At 45.2% G+C, this 18,134-nt stretch carries 16 protein-coding genes; 3 read left to right on the top strand and 13 right to left on the bottom strand.

Features of this window, described 5'->3' with window-relative positions:
* Nucleotides 1-2: 2 nt before the first annotated feature.
* The 5 genes from ACI1P2_RS06080 to ACI1P2_RS06060 all read right to left on the bottom strand — a co-directional run bounded on the left by ACI1P2_RS06080 (nt 3) and on the right by ACI1P2_RS06060 (nt 6,076).
* Nucleotides 3-815, bottom strand: coding sequence for a Cof-type HAD-IIB family hydrolase (locus tag ACI1P2_RS06080; protein ID WP_355317819.1), 813 nt, complete (start codon nt 813-815; stop codon nt 3-5).
* A gap of 71 nt (nt 816-886) precedes the next feature.
* Complete coding sequence (locus tag ACI1P2_RS06075; protein WP_355317816.1) at nt 887-2,245, bottom strand: MATE family efflux transporter; 1,359 nt, start codon at nt 2,243-2,245, stop codon at nt 887-889.
* A 109-nt stretch (nt 2,246-2,354) separates the two neighbouring features.
* The gene (locus ACI1P2_RS06070; protein ID WP_355317814.1) at nt 2,355-3,584 is read right to left on the bottom strand and encodes an MFS transporter; all 1,230 of its coding nucleotides are present in this window, start codon (nt 3,582-3,584) and stop codon (nt 2,355-2,357) included.
* 339 nt (nt 3,585-3,923) lie between these two features.
* Nucleotides 3,924-4,925 carry an ROK family protein gene (locus ACI1P2_RS06065; RefSeq protein ID WP_355317812.1) on the bottom strand — a complete coding sequence of 334 codons (1,002 nt, stop codon included), beginning with the start codon at nt 4,923-4,925 and terminating at the stop codon, nt 3,924-3,926.
* Between the two features lie 110 nt (nt 4,926-5,035).
* Nucleotides 5,036-6,076 carry an NAD(P)-dependent alcohol dehydrogenase gene (locus tag ACI1P2_RS06060; protein WP_355317810.1) on the bottom strand — a complete coding sequence of 347 codons (1,041 nt, stop codon included), beginning with the start codon at nt 6,074-6,076 and terminating at the stop codon, nt 5,036-5,038.
* Between the two features lie 353 nt (nt 6,077-6,429).
* Between ACI1P2_RS06060 and ACI1P2_RS06055 the strand changes: the two genes are divergently transcribed.
* A complete protein-coding gene (locus tag ACI1P2_RS06055) occupies nt 6,430-6,813 on the top strand; it encodes a MerR family transcriptional regulator (RefSeq protein WP_355317808.1) in 384 nt (127 codons plus the stop codon).
* A 214-nt stretch (nt 6,814-7,027) separates the two neighbouring features.
* Entirely contained in the window at nt 7,028-8,239 is a 1,212-nt protein-coding gene (locus ACI1P2_RS06050) for a glycosyltransferase family 4 protein (protein ID WP_355317806.1), read from the top strand.
* An 81-nt stretch (nt 8,240-8,320) separates the two neighbouring features.
* Here ACI1P2_RS06050 and ACI1P2_RS06045 read toward each other — a convergent pair whose 3' ends face one another.
* Nucleotides 8,321-9,217: an SDR family oxidoreductase gene (locus ACI1P2_RS06045; protein WP_355317804.1), complete on the bottom strand. Its 897-nt coding sequence runs from the start codon at nt 9,215-9,217 to the stop codon at nt 8,321-8,323.
* A 189-nt stretch (nt 9,218-9,406) separates the two neighbouring features.
* On the opposite strand from ACI1P2_RS06045, the gene ACI1P2_RS06040 reads away from it, so the two are divergent.
* The gene (locus tag ACI1P2_RS06040) at nt 9,407-10,045 is read left to right on the top strand and encodes a TetR/AcrR family transcriptional regulator (RefSeq protein ID WP_355317802.1); all 639 of its coding nucleotides are present in this window, start codon (nt 9,407-9,409) and stop codon (nt 10,043-10,045) included.
* A gap of 76 nt (nt 10,046-10,121) precedes the next feature.
* On the opposite strand, the gene gdhA is transcribed toward ACI1P2_RS06040, so the two are convergent.
* The 7 genes from gdhA to ACI1P2_RS06005 form a co-directional block, all read right to left on the bottom strand.
* Nucleotides 10,122-11,483 carry an NADP-specific glutamate dehydrogenase gene (gdhA, locus tag ACI1P2_RS06035; protein WP_408976147.1) on the bottom strand — a complete coding sequence of 454 codons (1,362 nt, stop codon included), beginning with the start codon at nt 11,481-11,483 and terminating at the stop codon, nt 10,122-10,124.
* Between the two features lie 238 nt (nt 11,484-11,721).
* Nucleotides 11,722-12,630: a copper amine oxidase N-terminal domain-containing protein gene (locus ACI1P2_RS06030; protein WP_355317798.1), complete on the bottom strand. Its 909-nt coding sequence runs from the start codon at nt 12,628-12,630 to the stop codon at nt 11,722-11,724.
* 65 nt (nt 12,631-12,695) lie between these two features.
* The gene (locus tag ACI1P2_RS06025) at nt 12,696-13,790 is read right to left on the bottom strand and encodes a vWA domain-containing protein (RefSeq protein WP_355317796.1); all 1,095 of its coding nucleotides are present in this window, start codon (nt 13,788-13,790) and stop codon (nt 12,696-12,698) included.
* Between the two features lie 11 nt (nt 13,791-13,801).
* Nucleotides 13,802-14,845 carry an AAA family ATPase gene (locus ACI1P2_RS06020; RefSeq protein WP_408976146.1) on the bottom strand — a complete coding sequence of 348 codons (1,044 nt, stop codon included), beginning with the start codon at nt 14,843-14,845 and terminating at the stop codon, nt 13,802-13,804.
* 353 nt (nt 14,846-15,198) lie between these two features.
* Entirely contained in the window at nt 15,199-15,678 is a 480-nt protein-coding gene (locus ACI1P2_RS06015) for a DUF6530 family protein (protein WP_355317792.1), read from the bottom strand.
* A gap of 235 nt (nt 15,679-15,913) precedes the next feature.
* On the bottom strand, nt 15,914-16,303 hold the full coding sequence (gene blaI / locus ACI1P2_RS06010) for a penicillinase repressor BlaI (RefSeq protein WP_355317962.1): 390 nt from the start codon (nt 16,301-16,303) through the stop codon (nt 15,914-15,916).
* Between the two features lie 5 nt (nt 16,304-16,308).
* Nucleotides 16,309-18,099: a BlaR1 family beta-lactam sensor/signal transducer gene (locus ACI1P2_RS06005; protein ID WP_355317790.1), complete on the bottom strand. Its 1,791-nt coding sequence runs from the start codon at nt 18,097-18,099 to the stop codon at nt 16,309-16,311.
* Between the last annotated feature and the right edge of the window lie 35 nt (nt 18,100-18,134).

The raw sequence follows: 18,134 nt of genomic DNA, 5'->3' as shown, positions 1-18,134 counted from the left end.
TGTTAGACAACTGTTTTTTGCAGATCCATTAGTTTCTGTATAGTGACCAGAACCCCATTTTCTTCATTTGATTTTGTAATAAAACTGGCTGCCTCCTTGGTGTTATCACATGCGTTAACAACGGCAAAGCTGTACTTGGCAATTCCCATGAGCTCTACATCGTTTTCCCCATCTCCAAAAGACATGGTTTCCTCAAATGTTACGCTGAGCATGTTCTGCAGTGTTTTGACTGTCTCCCCTTTATGTGTATGAAGAGCCGTAATATCCAGCCATTTGGGTTCGGAATCTACAATATAGATTTGATCCGGCAATGTATTTTCAACATGTTTTCTTAGCGCAGAACTTCTGCTTTCCGGGTCGAAAACCGTAATTTTAATAAAATTGCTTTCAATTTGCTGAAACGAGTCAAGTTTAATCACGTTTTCATAAGAATGTTTAACTACGTTGAAAAGTTCGTCTTTTATTGAAGTGAGTACATAAGCGGCTTCGCTTGTACAAGCAATAATGGTGATTCCGGGATCAAATTGTTGGATGATGCTAATGGCTTTCTGGGCCAAATGATTGTCAATTGTAAATTCCTTGATGAGCTTTCCGTCTTTTTTTATTCTTGTTGCACTGTCCCCCAATATCCAGATGCCTTTGCCATGTTCTGCAAACAGCTTCTCCACCCGCTCACACTGCTTTCCGGTACATGCAGCAAAAGCAATATTTTGCTTCTGCATCTCGGCATACACCTGTTCAAATAATTCCGTATCAAATGATCCTTTGTTGTTTAAAAAGGTTCCGTCCAGATCAGTCACGATGAGTTTTATCATATGAATCCTCCGTAATGTATTTAATATTGGGCTGGGCTTCCGCAAATCGAAGTTTACTGTATGACATATTTTCAGCTCTGATGCTCTATTGTTTTTATCCATTTGAATCGATTTACTTTAACGAGCGCTACAAAACATTTCAGAATCTGATCACTCTTAAGAATGATAAAGATCATGACAGGTGAGAAATCAAAAACGAATGCTGCCAACAAAGATACTGGCAATATGAACAGCCACATAAAAATAAAATCATTATACATCACAAATGTCGTATCTCCGCCGCTTTGAATAATCCCCGATAATGCTGGCATTTGATAAGACGTTCCGATAACGGTTATAGATAGTATGGTCATAAACGCTACAGCAAGGTTCTTTGCTTCATCAGAAATGGAATACAAAATAAGAAAATAATCTTTAGTAACAAATAATACGATTGCGGCACATACACCAATCAAAATATATAGTACCTGAAGGGTTTTACTATAAGCTTTAACTTTTTCCAAACTGCCCTCGCCTACTGTTTTCCCCATGATTACCGCTGAAGCGCTTGCAGAAGCATAGGTTATCACCGTAACAAACTGGAAGATCGTTGCTGCTACACTATTAGCTGCAATGGCTGCAGTCCCCATATGACCCAGAATTCCAGTTTGCACAGCCATTGCCCCCGCCCATGACAGACTGGACAATAAGATGGGAAAAGCAATTTTTGCAAATGGTTTCAGAATCGACATATCCAGCTTCAAAAAATCTCTTATATGAAGTCGCAAAGTTAGATTGGCTTTTAACATATAGGCAATGACGATAATACTTTCGATAATACGTGAAATTAATGTAGCTATGGCCGATCCGTTTTGCCCCAATTCAGGCCATCCCAAATACCCATAAACCAATAAATAATTAAGAGTGACATTAATAACCAGAGTACATAGGGAAACCATTAAACCAATTTTCACAATTTCCATACTGCGCAGCGTGGCCAATAAAACATTGCTGATGGCAAAAAAAACATATGAACATGAGATGATCCTTAAAAACGTGGCCCCTTCTTGAATAACAACCTCATCCGTAGTTAGCGTTGATAAAAGCCCCGAAGAGCAAAACATGGCTACAAACCACATGAGACAACTGATCAAAAGTGATACCGCCATACCTGTGCCCGCGACTTTTCGAATAGAATGTATCTCTTTAGCGCCCCAAAGGCGTGATGCCAGAATAATGACGCTTTGTGAGCAGCCTATGATCAGAAATGTTGCGATAAATTGAATCTGATTGGCAAGCGCTGCTGCTGAGAGAGCGGTCTCACTATATCCACCGAGGATCAGGTTATCCGAAAGATTGACTCCTATTGTAATGATGTTTTGGAGACCGATGATCAAAGTCAGACTGAAGAAGGCTTTATAAAAACTTCTTTCTCCAACCAAGAGTTTCATGGATCTACTCCTTTACCCTAGTCGCATACGAGTTTCTTGCCCCTAAGCCGTTCCTCCGGCAGACCTTCCCTCTGCTTTATTGATATTCGCCTTCTTTGTTTCTTATATATTATGAGGAAAGTTTCGTTTCATTGTTTTCTTTTCCAAGTCCAATGGGCTTTGCCGCTTGAGCCAGCAAACCAGCGATGGTTACAGCGATAAGCACAATAATTAAGGCGCGAAGCAGGCCGACCGATTCGCCGATAATCCCCAAAAAAGGCGGGCCGACAAGGAATGCCAGATAACCGGCTGTTGATACCGCTCCTACCCTTGCCGCTACTCCACGGGGGTCATCTCCAGCAGCGGACAAGCCTACTGGAAAGCCGAATGCGGCGCCAAGTCCCCAAAGCACAATCCCGACCGTTGCAAAAGCGTAACTATGCCCGAATATAACAATAAGCAGTCCTGCTATAGCGAAAAGTGCGGATCCCCGCAAAATGGCAACTCTGCCGAACCGGTCGAGCAGCATGCCGCCTGCTGCGCGGCCAATCGTCATCGCGGCCACAAATAAGCCAAAAGCGAATGACCCCATGGCTGGCGTAACCTTGTATCCGTCTACCATGACAAGCGGCAGCCAGTCATTTGCAGAGCCTTCCGCAAAAGCCATGCCAAGCACAATGATACCAATCAGAACCGTACGCGGCTCTTTCCATACGGCCATGCGTTCTCTGGCACTCATTGGCGGATCATTCGAATCATTGCCAGTTTCTTTCCCGGTGCCTGCGGGTACCAGCCGCACTAAAAATATCACAGACAACAGGATAACTGTCACGACAAGCCCCATATGAATAGCTACCGGTATACCGGCCTTAATCGCAGCCGATCCTGCAACGGCTCCAAGCAGCGTACCTACGCTGAACGCGGCATGATAACCGGTCAGGAGCGATTTTTGGACAGCTTTCTCAACTGCCGTCCCCTCCACGTTCATTGCCACATCACATATCCCGTTCCCGAAGCCGAAGACAGCCAATCCCAAAAACACAGTGAGGCCGTTAATCAGCCATGAGCCGCCAATACCTACAATGATAAGTCCAATCGTACTGACTGTCAGCCCGGCAGCCATGACAAAACGACCGCCTTTATGCGCTATAAGATGACTGGAACTCAACAGACCGATAATAGAACCCAGGGCCAATCCAAAAATAATCCAGCCCATTTGTGACGTTGTAGCTCCCAGAGCATCCCGAATCGTTGGCGTGCGCGATACCCAGGATGCCATAGAATACCCGGGCAGTGCAAAAAAGAAATAAATAGCGATACGCCATAAATGAATTTGATGACTGTTTAATGCTTGGTTCATACTTGTCCTCCTAAGTCAAAGTGTTAAAAGCGCAACTTTGTAAATCTATTTTATAAAGTGTATTTATTAAGTATGCAGCATTTTTTTTCTTTGTCAAGAAGTCAATCAGCTGAACGGCAAAACGAAACCCCTTGAATCGAATCAAAGGGTTCCGTTTTGGTGAATTATTTGTAAAAGACCGCCTATTGGCGGTCAAATTGCACCTGCATCTCTTGCCGAATAGAACGACGGGTAATTCGGTCGATTATGACTTGCTCGGCTTGGCATCCAGACTGTGCTGCATTGCCCTATTCCAGGTGGACCCAGTCCAGGACGAATAGGCTCGGGGGTCCACGTGGTTTAGAAATGGGCCAGAGTCGGCTCCAATTCTTTGAGCGTCAGCCAGCGCATGCCTGCTTCAAAATCCTGCTGAAATGTCTGCTGCAAAATCACTTCAGGATATGACGGCATGGGCTGCCGAATCTGATAAGTTTCCCATACGGTCTTCCATGTCTCTTCTTCCACCGTGTCCTGATAGATCACTATTTTGTCCGGAGCGAGAACGGCATTGACGGTCTGAATGATTTGACATACCTTACCCGCAAACGTCATTTTGTCCATCCCGCCATTCCAATCCAGATCCATGGGGAGAAACTTGATCTCACCGGCCATGCCGTTTTTTCCTTTGACTATTTTTCCATCCAGATAGATCCCCATCCCTGGTGGGTATTTTGTGGGGAAATAGATGCCAAGCACAATTTGCTCGTCATCCAAATCCTGCTGCGCACAATATCCAATGACGGCAGCATTCACATCATTCTCCACCATCACGGGCAATCCGAATTGGGATTCAATTTCCTCGATCATGCGAACACCCGTCAGCTCCTGATGACTGGTCACGGTAATTTCACCATTGACCGCCTGCCCGGGAATGCCTATACCAATCACTTTAATGGAAGGATACAGTGTGAGGAAGTGACCGATAATTTCATAGAAGTGCTGCCGGTCAAAAACCGGCATTAAGTGTTCTTCTTTTACCAAAATATGATCTTCCAAATTCACGACTGTTACGGAAACAAGCTCCTGTTCTTGTTTCTCCTTGATGTAAATAACGAGCGCAAGACTAAAATCATAATTATAACGATAGGTCAGCGCGGGCCTTCCCCCGTTGGATGGAACGATCTCATCTTCAAATAGCTCTCCAAGATCATGCAGTTCCTTCACAAGGGAATTCACCGTAACTACACTCAGATTAGTCAGTTTGGCCAGCTGTGGTTTGGTTGCTGTTTCAACTCGTTTCATCACCTGGCGTACATTGTTTAAATTGATTTCTTTCATTAGAGTAGCGTTTGCTCTTTTCATAGGTCCACCTCTAATGCAATACTATAACATGACTGAAAGATAGATCAACCAATTAGGCTTGGCTGACCTATCTTTCAGTCGCGCAAATGCGAAATGAAATGAATTATGATTTACAGCGTGGATACATCAATAACGAACCGGTAACGCACATCACTGCGTAGCACCCGCTCATAGGCTTCATCTACCTGGTCGGCATGGATGACCTCGATTTTAGGGGCAATGCCGTGCTCTGCCGAGAAATCGAGCATTTCTTGGGTTTCACGAATCCCGCCTACGAGTGACCCGGCGATGCTGCGGCGACCCATAAGCAAGGAAAACACATTGTAATGATCGGGTGTGCCTGGTGCGCCGACATTGACAAGTGTACCGTCTATGCGAAGGAGCGATAAATAGGCATCAACGTCAAGATTGGCAGATACGGTGTTTAAGATGAGGTCAAAGCGACTGGCTAGTGTTTTGAATGTTTCCGGATCGCTGGTTGCAAAGTAATGATCTGCGCCCAAACTCAGCGCCTCATCCTTCTTATTCATGGAGCGGCTCAGGACCGTTACTTCAGCTCCAAGGGCATGCGCATATTGGATCGCCAGGTGGCCCAGCCCTCCAACCCCCAAAATGGCAACTTTTTTACCGGGACCGGCATTCCAGTGCATCAAGGGAGAATACGTCGTGATCCCTGCACACAGCAGCGGACTCGCTGCGTCCAGTTCCAGAGCGTCAGGAATTCGGACAACAAATCTTTCCGTAACCACAATTTTTTGGCTGTATCCGCCGTAGGTTGGATTACCATCGTAGTCCAGTGAATTATAGGTCTGCACCACGCCTTTTGTACAATACTGTTCCTCACCCTTAAGGCAATATTCACATTCCCCGCAAGAGTTTACAAAACAGCCCACGCCAACGCGATCGCCAACCGCAAATTTTGTAACTTTAGGGCCCACTGCCGTCACGACTCCGGCGATTTCATGGCCGGGAACCATCGGGAAAATCCCCTCCCCCCATTCACCGTATACGCTGTGAATATCGGAATGGCAAATTCCACTAAACTTAATATCGATTAATACGTCGTCCGGCCGCAATTCTCTCCTTTCAATCGTAGTCTTTTCGAATGGCATCTTTGCACCTGAGGCGCTAAGCACGCGTGTTTTGCACATGTTATCTCTACTCCCTTGCTTGAATTTTGCTTGCTTTTACAGCATAAATGTTAAAGTGAACTTGAAGTCAAGGGTGTTTTTTTCTAAGATAAATCAAGTATAATTAAATAGGTTCCGGCTCCACGTCGGTTAACCATGAATATGGGTATTGTTCCACGGGGCAAGCAGTTAGCACCGGTGGACAGATTGTTATTCCACGGATACGGCCTGTTTCACGTTAACATCCAACTGCGAATCCGATACAAACTGCTTCAGCGATTTGACTATTTTCAATGGCTTGAATGTGTTCTTCATAGCCAATATTGTTTGAATTATGTTAAAGTTCACTTTAATGAAAGCGGGGAGAGAAAAACATGCTAAGTATTAAAGAAGTCACTGAGATAACAGGAATAACCGCCTCAACACTTCGGTACTATGAAAGTGAACAGTTGCTTCCTCATGTAAAACGTGATGAAAATGGAAAACGTCTATATGATCAAGAAGATTTAAGCTGGATTGATTTTATTACCGCACTTCGGGCAACAGGAATGCCTATTGCCCAAATTCAGGAGTATGTATCTTTGTATAAAGAGGGAAATCATACAATTTCTGAACGTAAAATGATGATGCTTAACCACAAAAAAGAGATTGAGAAGAAAATAAAAGAACTCTACTATAATATGGATAAAATCAATTATAAATTAGCACTATACGATATTCTTGAGGCTCAAATAAACAATACAACAATTAAATTTTGATAAATTTGCTCCATCAATGCCATCCGCCTGTTCCATAATTTCCCCTTCCAGCAATAACATTTTTATTGAGACATTCATATATTTTAAGACCAAGAGATGAATGTCAATCCGAGAAGAAAAATGCTTCCCAACGACCAATAGGAGTGTGTTGCATTCATGAATCCCATAGAAGCTCTATTTTCAAATTTTTGCCCCGTCGGAAGGGGAAGTCTTAATGCCCTCTAATCAGGACTCGAAAAGGCGGTTAAAAATTGTTCAGGTCATATCTCCCAATGCACAGCCCCTCCCCTCCCATAAAGGAGGAACAGAGAAGGCTGTTTATGAATTGACCGAGGAGCTGGTGCGGCGCGGCCATGATATTACGCTGTTTGCTCCACGTGGCAGCAGAAGCAATGCCAAGCTCATCACCTATCCTGGAAATCTGACTCATGAGGGGCTTGCCGACTTTGTTCTGGATCGCCTTCCCAAGAACGTTGACGTCATTCATGATCATTCCTTCCGCTCATCGCTGGGATTGAGAAAACCGAATTTGCCAACTGTATGTACCATTCACCTCCCGGTAAAGCAGCAGGTTGATCATCCGGTGTATGTGAGCAAGAGAGCGCGGCAGCTTATGGGAAACAACCGCGGATACTGCGTTTACAACGGCATCAATCCTGACGAGTACCAATTTAGTACAGAAAAACATGATTACCTGCTGTTCTTAGGGCGGATCATCCGTAATAAAGGCATATTACAGGCCCTTGATATTGCCGAAAAGACGGGAAAACGTTTAATTATAGCCGGTCCGATCAAAGCCCCCTCTTTTTTTAAGAAAGAGGTTGAACCCCGTATATCGAAGAACCCGAAAATACGCTTTGTTGGGGCAGTGAACGGGAAAGAAAAACAGAAGCTGTTGAAGCATGCCCAGTGCCTTCTGTTTCCAATCTTATGGGAAGAGCCCTTCGGATTCGTCATGGTCGAGGCGATGGCATGCGGCACACCTGTACTCGCTTTGAAAAAAGGGGCGGTGTCCGAGGTGCTGTCCGATTTTCCTCAATTGATATGCAATTCGGTGGATGAAATGATTCAAAAGATTAAACGCCCGGACTACCCGGCGCCTTCGGATCTTCGGAAGCATGTAGTTAACCGATTTACGAACAAGAAAATGACGGAGGAGTATTTGAAAATATACCATGAAGTGATGGCCGAACGAAATGTGACAGCAAAACGGAAATTGACAGAAAAACGGAAAATAACAGCAAAACGAAATGTGGTGGCCAAACGAAAGTTATCGGTAAGGCGAAGTATGAAGGTCAATCGAAAAGTTCCGGTAAGTCGGAAGCTAAGGGCCAGACGGAAGTTATCGAAAAAATTAAGTATGACAGCCAAACGGAAAATACCGGTAAGATGGAAGTTGACGGCAAAGCGGAGGCTAAAAAGATAAATCTGGGCTCTGCTTGCAGTTTGATGAACAAAGTGATGTAAAAAAAGCTGACCGACTGGTCAGCTTTTTTGAATTGTTGTTTTATATGCTGAAGTAGTGGCCCTGTTCAAGATCCGGGATCAGTGCAGGCTGAACTGGACGCCAGCCCAAAAGTTCCTGAGTCCGTGCGCTTGACGTCGGATTGTCGGCTGACGCGAAGGGGCCGAGGAAGCCGAAATGGGCTTCTGCTTCTTCGGGGGAAATGCTGACCACCGGTACGTTCAGGTGGCGGCCGATGACTTCTGCAATGTCGCGGAATGGCACACCCTCATCGCCGACCCCGTGCAGCCGTGATCCTGCAGGCGCGGATTCCACCGCCAACCGGAAGAGACGAGCCGCATCGAGACGATGCACAGCCGGCCAGCGGTTGGAGCCGTCGCCCACATAGGCTGAAACACCCTTGGTGCGGGCGATGTTAATGAGGGTCGGCACGAAGCCCTGATCTCCTACGCCGTGGACGGATGGAGAGAGACGCACAACAGATGACCGCACTCCGCGTTCAGCCAAAGCAATAACCGCGTTCTCCGATGCGCCCCGGGGTATATCGGAGCTGATCAGGACTTCTTCCTTTCCAAGCTGCCCTGGGTGCGACCATGCGAGCATCAATGTTCCTGAGGTGTTTACGAACGGTTTGCCGGTACCATCAAGTACAGCCCCCATTGCCTCCACTGCACGCAGATCGGCTGCGACCCCATTGGCGAAATCAGAGAAGTCATGCTTAAACGCCAAATGAATAACGCCGTCTGCTGCGGCCGCACCGCTGCGGAGGCTGTCGAGATCGTCGAGGTCGCCGCGGTGAACCTGCGCGCCGGCTGCTGTTAAAGTCGCAGCGGCTGAGTCCGAACGGGCAAGGCCGACCACTTGATGCCCTGCTTCGAGCAGTTCTCGGACAACCGCGGTTCCAATGAAGCCTGTTGCTCCTGTTACGAAAATACGCATACCTTTATTTCCTCCTTTAAATTTTCCGGTATAGGATGATTGCTACAGGACAAATTATAATACGGAATATTAACTAAGTAAACCGAATTATATAAAAAAGTTAATTTATTTATTTTTGCAAAGAATGTTTATGTTGTCCGCAGTTTTCGATATAATAGGAATAATGAGTTTTGAAGGAGGCTTCAACCGGTGAGAAAACCCGTAAGTGAAGAAAAATATCTGCTGAAAATTAAACCCGTAATTAGGACAATCAGATTTAGTCAACTTAAAATAGATGAAATCGCAAAATATATGGATATTAGCAAAGTGACACTTTATAAGCATTTTTCATCCAAAGATGAAATCATCGAGAAGGTTGTAGATTACTCTATTAACTTCCTGCAAGATGTTGATGACGTGGTAGAGGATGATTCCCTTTCTTATATCGAACGGTTTCAAAAAACGTTTTTGCAATCCTTAATATGTGTGATTTATTTATCTGATGTATTCCTGCAGGATCTCAAGGAATTTTATCCGCCTCTTTTTGAGAAGCTTGCTGTTGCCCAGCAGAACAGAAACACAAACTTGCAGACTTTTTTTGAAGCCGGGATGGATCAGAACATTTTCAACAGAATGAATTCCGTGCTGTCCATGGTGCAGGATGACGCTGTGCTGCGGCGCATCATGGAACCGGCATTTTCTATTCAATATGATGTGACCTTGAAACAGGCCATTTTCGATTATTACCAAATGAAACAGTATCAATTGCTTAAACCGGAATATCTGGATACTGTGGACGATTCCGTTGTTGAACAAAATATCGTCAGAATTCTGCAAACGATCCTCTAAACATAAGATGGGTCAGCCAATTAAGTTTGGCTGACCCATCTTTCATTTGAGCAAATGTGTTTGAAATCTGAATGAATCAAATAACGCCCTGTGCAATCATGGCATCCGCCACTTTTGTGAAACCGGCAATGTTGGCCCCCACGACCAGATTGCCGGGATGGCCATACTCAGCCGCTGCATTTACGGACGATGTGTAAATGTTTTTCATAATCTCATGGAGCTTCGCATCCACTTCTTCAAAGGTCCAGGAGTATCTCATGCTGTTTTGTGCCATTTCAAGGGCGGAAACAGCGACCCCTCCCGCATTTGCGGCTTTGGCGGGCCCAAACAGTACATTCGCTTTGTGAAATACCTCAATGGCCTCAAGAGTGGAAGGCATATTGGCCCCTTCCCCGATAGCATTGACACCGTTCTCGACCAATGTGTTTGCTGTCTGCTCATCAATTTCATTTTGTGTGGCACACGGGAGTGCGATATCACACGGGATGGACCAGATATTTTCACAGCCTTCTACATAAACAGCATCCGGATGCTCTTTCACATATTCACTGATCCGTGTTCTTTCCACTTCTTTCAAACGTTTGACCGTGTCGAATTTGATCCCGTCCGGATCATAGACATAACCGTTCGAATCACTGCATGCCAGTACTTTAGCGCCCAGCTGTGTGGCTTTCTGAATGGCATACATGGCAACATTGCCGGAACCGGAGATGACAACCGTACTTCCCTCAAAATGCAGACCTTTGGATTTTAGCATTTCGTTTACAAAATAAACAGTACCATAACCGGTAGCCTCCGTACGGCCAAGACTGCCGCCATAACCGATTCCCTTGCCAGTCAGCACACCGGCTTCATTGCCGCCGCGAATTCGTTTATATTGACCAAACATATAACCGATCTCACGGGCTCCGACACCGATATCGCCTGCAGGCACGTCGGTATCAGGGCCGATATATTTGTACAGTTCCGTCATGAAGCTCTGGGTAAACCGCATAATTTCACCGTCTGATTTACCTTTCGGGTCAAAATCGGAACCGCCCTTCCCTCCGCCGATCGGTTGGCCTGTAAGCGCGTTTTTGAAAATCTGTTCAAATCCGAGGAACTTGATAATACTTGCGTTTACGGAAGGATGGAATCTCAGCCCGCCTTTGTAGGGTCCGAGAACGCTGTTAAACTGCACGCGGAAACCGCGATTTACTTGCACATCGCCCTCATCATTTACCCAAGGTACCCGGAAGGTGATCAATCTCTCCGGCTCGACGATTCTCTCCAAAATACCATGCTGCATATACTTCGGATGTTTGGCAATAACCGGAACCAGCGATTCAAGAATCTCTTTAACCGCCTGGTGAAACTCGTTCTCGTGAGGATTTCGTTTGACTACAGCTTCATATACACTCTGGATATACTTGTTTGCTGTTACTTCTGCTTGCTGCAATGTTGAACTATGGGCCACGATCTTCATCCACCTTCGTCATCAAATTATAAAATTCCAAACTGAATCCAAACCATTCATCACTATTTAGTTCAACATATTAATTGAAATGCCAACGGATTGGCAACTATTATTTACAATGCATGTTAAGTTTTTATTTTTTCAGGGTGATAAAACTTATTTATTGGGTTGATTTATGTAGACACAAAAAAAGCCCGTTAATTGGGCTTTTGGCTGGAGGTTAATTTTCCTGTGGAATATCCACAATGCCTCCCTTGCTATCAACTGTTCCAAACTCAGAAAGCTCACCGCTTTTGTTAATCAACCGGTAAGAAACACTTCCGACCGGGGCTGCATAGATGAATTCGGCGAACGTTGTTCCGGACACGTCAGGCTGTGCGCCAACTTCTTTCGAGAATGTATATTTGATGAAGAATATATTGCTTTGGTTCTGTTGTTTCGACACATCCATTTTCCCTTGCCACAAAAGCTCGGCATGTCCACCCGTTACTTTATAGTAATTTACAAGATCGTTATCCCGTATAAAAAAAGAATTTGTTTCGTTCCTCGGAAAGTAATAGTAGGTATTCTGAGATTCCAGATATGTCAGTTCAAGTTCTGCGGGCAGTCGGGAGACACGCGGCAGCTGTAATACAGCATTACGAGCCACGGATAATGAAGCATTTTTTGTTCTTTGCAGCACTTCATCCGTTGTTTTACCGATATAGACCGTTCGGGTTGATGGATTCCATACCAGCTCCGCATCAAATGCCTGGGAAACAGCCCGCAGAGGTATCATGGTTTTTCCTTCTTTATCAAGAAAAGGAGCGCTTTCAATGGTTTGGTTCTTACCGTTTACGCTGATCTGTTTACTTCCGATCGTTAGAACCGCTTTTGCATCTTCACCGGCAATCGTAACCTGCTTTGTGTTTTTGTTGTACTGGAATTGATACTCTCCCAAATTTTTCAGATCGGTTAAAGTAATGAAGGTCAGGCCATGGCGGACCACTACGCCGTTATAGGCCTGGTAGTTATTCACGTACACTTTCACCGGTTCAGAGCTTTGTGCATCCATACTGCCAGGCATTAGAGTAAAAGCGATACTTGCAGCAAGGATGGATGCTGCAAGCAATTTCGGAATTATTTTCATCGATACAATCCTCCCGTCAATGTAAGATCATTTTACATTAGTAAATCAGTGTTGTATATTCAGGCTCACAAATATCTCGCAATGACTCGAACCAGCTTGGCCGGGAACTCCCTCAGATTCGTAATATCCAAAAATCGTTCATTCCCATAAATTCGCTGAATGACTTCTTTGTCCTGACCGATTGCAGCAGCCAAAAACGTAATTCCTTTCCGTTCATACTCCGCAATGGTTTGCTGCATGTCCTGGGCAGCGTAATTTCCGGTATAATCGTCCATCGCTTTCGGTTGACCGTCGCTTAAGCTGATCAACAGCTTTGTCTCTTGGGGAGCAGCCGCTAGCTTCTCTCCCATGATTCTGAGTGCCATGCCGTCCCGGTTATTGCTTCTTGCACGAATGCCCATTAGCCTGAACCGATCATGGGAGTCCGCTTTATTGAAATCCGCATAAGCAAATAGCGACATTTGCTCCATCTTGGATACATTGGCTGTATCACCGTAGATCAAGATGGGAATATGACAAATTTGACAAAATTCATATACCGCGATCACCGCCCGCTTGGCTGCCTCCAGTCTCCCGAATGCAGCCATCGATGCGGATTCATCAATTCGCAGGCCGACTACCAAGGAAGGTGATTCCGTCGGAGGCCGTTTCTTGGCAAAATACCTGTAATCCCCGTAAGCCACGCTTTCTGCTTGAAACTTGGTGCCATAATAATGATTTCTCGCAAATTCAGTTGAAACCTCATGCTCCAGCAGCGGGAGCGTTTTTCTGGCAATTTCCCGTACGACAGGCATGAGCTCTTTGCTTAGGGAGATATATTCCTGCTGATATGCAGGAGTGTAATCCGGACGATGAATAATAAGCTTGACACCCTTATGAATCGACTCTGATACGATCTCCCGCGCATCTCGATTCAGCTTTTTCCGGAATTCGCGTTCTTTTTGCTTCGCATCCTCTGACATGGGTTCAGGATTCGCCTGATGAACCCTGGGCGAACCATTCTCCCCCAGCTCCGAGCTTTCCAGCGAACCGGAATCGTCGAGAGCACTGTCAGACGAGCTTTCATCGCTATCAGCGGACTTTTTAAATGCAATGCCTGTCTCTTCTTCATTGGGATCGGGCTCATAACCGGAATCATCAATATTTCCCCATGTCCTCATTTCCGCTGTATCTAAAACTCGTTTTTTTTTAACCCGTTCTCAACTTCATCGATTTTCTCCAACAGACCATGGGCTTTAAGCGCATCTTCAAGTATTTTAATTTCCTCTGCATCGGTCGTAATCTTGTAAATGACCTTATAATACAAAGATTCAATACCTGAAGCACCTCCGTCAAATGCGTCTACCCAGTAGAAGTAAGAGCGCGTGCCTGCCACTCCTTTAATTGCATTGGCACGGGCTGTTTTGTCCAGGATCATAATCGTCTCTGCAAAAACATCCAAAACCTGCTCATTCGTGCAGCCGGTTTTAGCACGTGCGCGTTCGATCATCACTTCTTTGGTCGGCAGATCCATCTTTTCCGAATGCTGCACTCTGTCACGCAGCGCTTCATTTAGCGGTCTGGCTCCCGCATAACTGCGGTTTGTTGTAATGACCGTGATAAAATCCGGGTGTCTGCGTATGACCTCTGTAGGGAGGTTGAGGCTGCCGTCCAGCTCCAAGGCCGAATTTAGCGCCATTAACACCGCGGCATCGCGAATAACGTTTGGCTCCTGGATTTCCAGAAGATAACCTTTCTGAAAAGCTCTGACGATCTCTGACGGATAAAAGCGATACTCAGCAGCTTCACTCTCGGCATTTTCCGCTGCGTTCTCCAGTAATTGCTTCATCTTTAGAGCGGCAGCTTCCCGAGTCACTCCCAGAACATCCATGATGACTTCCGTTGCACTTTGAAAACCATCGCTTTCATACAATGCTTGCAAAACGTTTTGATCCTCAGCGTCCATCTTCTCTAATCCTTCAGAGGAAACAACCGGTAAAATGGCACCAATAATATCTGATTTATCCATATCGGCAAAACAGGTTACTTTTGTGTAGGGAAGCCCGAAATTAGCGGACAATGCTTTGGCAAGCTGGGTTTTACCGGAGCCGGCGTCACCCTCCAGCAAAATATTGGCGATTTTCATTTCCCCGCGATTCCAGCTTCGCTTGATTTCTTTGCAAATGCGGTGTTCTTCTTCACTGATCTTATGAGATAAAGGTTTTTTCCATATCATTTCTATTTCTGCATCAGTCAATTCCCTATCGGGTGACAAAATATATTCCTGATTATTCACGGCTATTCCCCTTTCAACTCATATTTCTCTTTCTGTCCATTTAAAATCAAGATATAACATTCAGTAAGCCAATAAATTAGTAATTTACTAAATTACTAGTTCATAATAGCTTATAGCTTTTTATTCGTCAATCCGATTTGCCATCCATTTTTTAGATAAGGGAGATGCTCGTTGTATAAAGATCGCTTGCAAGGTTGCCTGTGATTTTCTAAAGGGACAGACATCTTAAGAAATAATAAAACCAGCGGCGTAAGACTGCCGCTGGTTTTATTATGCTATCATTTTCTTTAGCCCTAATACCCCATATCCTTCAAAATTGCTGATAACGTACGCAGCCGCTCACCGATCATTTCGCTGTCATCGCTTAAAGCCTGGTTGAACAGTTGGATGTCTTCATTGATTCTGTCATTGTCCGTGCATACGGCTACAGTCATGGCATCCCCCTGCAATCCAATTCGGTCGATGACCGGATTCTGCGGATCATATAAATGCTCGTACCTGTATGCTTCTCGAAAATGCTCCATAGACCTGCAGATAAGGATTGCCAAATCCAAAACGCGGTGAAGAGGCAGTTCCTCCGACTGTCGGGACCATTTTTCCCCTGTGTATCTCCATACTTTGGCGGAGATATCGACCTTTCCTCTATCGTTCCACTGAGCCAATCCCAGAGAAATACCTTTCGCATCCGTGTTATTAGAGAGCCTGCCGTCTACTTGCTCATAGTTTTCCGAGACGATAACAGGTTTATGCTTCAAAGTAGTTGGTATTTTCATTTTTTCTCCTTCTTTCCGTATACTAATTTAGTTATTTACTAATTTAGTAATTTGATAATATCTTATAATTTATTATTCGTCAATCCGTTATTGTCCAACCATTTTGAAATTAGGCAGCTGCAACGAAACTTGTTCACAGCTTATAACGATTGGGTCGCGGATATAGACTTAAAAAATAAACAAGCCGCGAAAAATGCGGCTTGTTTAAGGGGACTTAGCAGGCCTACGCTTTCTCCTAAGGCTGGTGCTTCCTGGCTTTCTCTTGCAAAATGGTACGCAGCTCTTTAATCTCCTCCTCTGTTATCGACTGCTCCTCGAAAAACTGAACGAGCATCGATTTCATTGTCCCGCCATAAATTCGGTTGAGAAAAGACTTCGCCTCGGCGATCTGACATTCGTTTTGCGTGTACAGCGGAATGAAGGTATATACCTTATAACTCTGATTGACGCTAACCACCTCTTTTTTGACCAGCCGATCCAATAGCGTGCGAATTGTTTTTGGCTTCCAATCCGTTTTTTCCTGTAAAGCGTGAGTAACCTCGTTGGCTGTTCGCGGAGCCTTTTCCCACAGCACGTTCATGACTTCCCATTCCGCTTCCGAAATTCGCGGCACCTGGTGAGACATCTCCATCACTTCCCATCTCCATAAATACCCTTATCCTGTAAAATCTTTAGTGTAATATCCGCCGCCGTACTTCCGTTTGAGCGATCCGCATTTTGGATGTTCGCTGCAAAGAAGTAGGTGTTCCCATGGCTCTCTACAAACCCGATAAACCAGCCGTTCGTATTTTTATGATTTACAGCGCCTGTACCTGTCTTGCCGTAAAGAACCGCGTCCCCCTCTTCTTCCAGCTTGATCGCATTCTTCACGGTCTGAACATGTTCTTCCCCGAATCCGAATTGATTTGTGTACATGGCCTTCAGCAATTGCACCTGTTCGACCGGAGATATTTGTAACGAAGAAGATTCCAGCCAATACGTTCCCGGCCCGCTGGAAATATCGGCGTTCCCGTAATGAATTTGTTTTATATATGCCTGAAAAACGCTGCGGTCAAGCTTGCTCTCCATCGTCTGGAAATACCAATTGACCGAGCTCTTCATCGCTGTACGCAAATCTTGATCCTTGTTCCACTCCTTATATGGATAAGTTTGGCCGTTCCATGCGATCGTCGAATTTTCGTCCGAAATAACACCTGCCTCCAGACCGATCAAAGCGCTGTAAATTTTGTATGTGGAAGCAGGCGGCACCCTCCATGTGCTTTTCCGTTCATTGTAGATGTGATATTGATCAGCTTGCATGTCGTATAATACAAAGGCTCCTTCATAACCGGAAAAATAATTGCCCAGATCCTCATAGACGGTGTGCTCTCCGTTAAAGGAATAACGTTGATCGCCGTCGCGGGCCAGCGCAGAAACGACCGGAATCTGACTTGCAACCAGGACGCCTGCAAACAGGACTACAGCAATGCTCTTGATTTTCAGCCCTTTTGATTCAGGGCGAAAGCCCGCAATCGTTTCGATGCGTTTTTTGAGTTGGCTGGCTGGGCTGACAAGCTGACTTGCAAGGGAGTAATTCGCAGGCCGTGACGCTCTGTCCGCAAAATTGATAATCGTATGGCCATATTCAACATGGCAGCGGTCATCCAGCAATTGCAGTACAGCGATATCGCAGGCGATCTCACGATCCAGCCTCATTCTTCCAAATGCGACCCAAACAAGAGGGTTAAACCAGTAGATCATTTGAAACGCCACAATTGCATAATTTGTGATGTTATCTTTGCTTTTCAAGTGACTCAATTCGTGCAGGAAAATATATTTGATTTCATCCAAAGAAAGCCAGTCCGAAAATCCGGCCGGAAACACAAAATACGGCTTGAACAAACCGGCCATCATCGGCGATTTGACTAACGGTGATTCCAGAACACCCACATTTTTATCGATGCCCAGCTGCTCCTTGCACTGCTCGAACAATTCTAAAACCTCTTGATTTGTTACCTGCTGGGAGCTGGTCTTCAAATCTTTGATTTTAAGCCAGGAGTGTAGTGTCACCATAGCAAAAGCGAAGCCCCCGGCTATCCAAACACCGGCTGTTATGGTCTGAAGAAACGGCGGAGCGGTCCGATTTACGGAAACCGTAAAGTCCTGCAGCCAATTTGTATTTGCGGTCACCAGATCTCCCGAATCGTTAACAGCGACACCTGTTCCATTGGGCAAAATGCCATCCAGGCCGGAAAAATACGTTCCGAAATGGAAAAAATGAACCGGTAGCAGAGGAACCGTTAATGCAGCGATCAGTACAAACCATATTTTATAGTGCCACTTCACAGTCAACTGCTTACGGAAGACAGTTTTGATCAGCATAATTCCGGCGGCGGAAATAGAAGAAACGATGAAGCTTGTAATCAACAGGGAAAAAAACATGCTGCTCCTCCCCTCCTTCCATCTTGTACAACCTC

The organism is Paenibacillus jiangxiensis (genome assembly GCF_046098255.1).
Classification (GTDB): domain Bacteria; phylum Bacillota; class Bacilli; order Paenibacillales; family Paenibacillaceae; genus Paenibacillus; species Paenibacillus jiagnxiensis.
This window is presented reverse-complemented; position numbering and strand designations above follow the sequence as displayed.

Bases quoted from the DNA above. Each gene is read 5' to 3' on its own strand.
- ACI1P2_RS06080 (WP_355317819.1), bottom strand. From the start codon at position 815: ATGATAAAACTCATCGTGACTGATCTGGACGGAACCTTTTTAAACAAC.
- ACI1P2_RS06075 (WP_355317816.1), bottom strand. From the start codon at position 2,245: ATGAAACTCTTGGTTGGAGAAAGAAGTTTTTATAAAGCCTTCTTCAGT.
- ACI1P2_RS06070 (WP_355317814.1), bottom strand. From the start codon at position 3,584: ATGAACCAAGCATTAAACAGTCATCAAATTCATTTATGGCGTATCGCT.
- ACI1P2_RS06065 (WP_355317812.1), bottom strand. From the start codon at position 4,925: ATGAAAAGAGCAAACGCTACTCTAATGAAAGAAATCAATTTAAACAAT.
- ACI1P2_RS06060 (WP_355317810.1), bottom strand. From the start codon at position 6,076: ATGTGCAAAACACGCGTGCTTAGCGCCTCAGGTGCAAAGATGCCATTC.
- ACI1P2_RS06055 (WP_355317808.1), top strand. From the start codon at position 6,430: ATGCTAAGTATTAAAGAAGTCACTGAGATAACAGGAATAACCGCCTCA.
- ACI1P2_RS06050 (WP_355317806.1), top strand. From the start codon at position 7,028: ATGCCCTCTAATCAGGACTCGAAAAGGCGGTTAAAAATTGTTCAGGTC.
- ACI1P2_RS06045 (WP_355317804.1), bottom strand. From the start codon at position 9,217: ATGCGTATTTTCGTAACAGGAGCAACAGGCTTCATTGGAACCGCGGTT.
- ACI1P2_RS06030 (WP_355317798.1), bottom strand. From the start codon at position 12,630: ATGAAAATAATTCCGAAATTGCTTGCAGCATCCATCCTTGCTGCAAGT.
- ACI1P2_RS06025 (WP_355317796.1), bottom strand. From the start codon at position 13,790: ATGAGGACATGGGGAAATATTGATGATTCCGGTTATGAGCCCGATCCC.
- ACI1P2_RS06020 (WP_408976146.1), bottom strand. From the start codon at position 14,845: ATGATATGGAAAAAACCTTTATCTCATAAGATCAGTGAAGAAGAACAC.
- ACI1P2_RS06015 (WP_355317792.1), bottom strand. From the start codon at position 15,678: ATGAAAATACCAACTACTTTGAAGCATAAACCTGTTATCGTCTCGGAA.
- blaI (WP_355317962.1), bottom strand. From the start codon at position 16,303: ATGTCTCACCAGGTGCCGCGAATTTCGGAAGCGGAATGGGAAGTCATG.
- ACI1P2_RS06005 (WP_355317790.1), bottom strand. From the start codon at position 18,099: ATGTTTTTTTCCCTGTTGATTACAAGCTTCATCGTTTCTTCTATTTCC.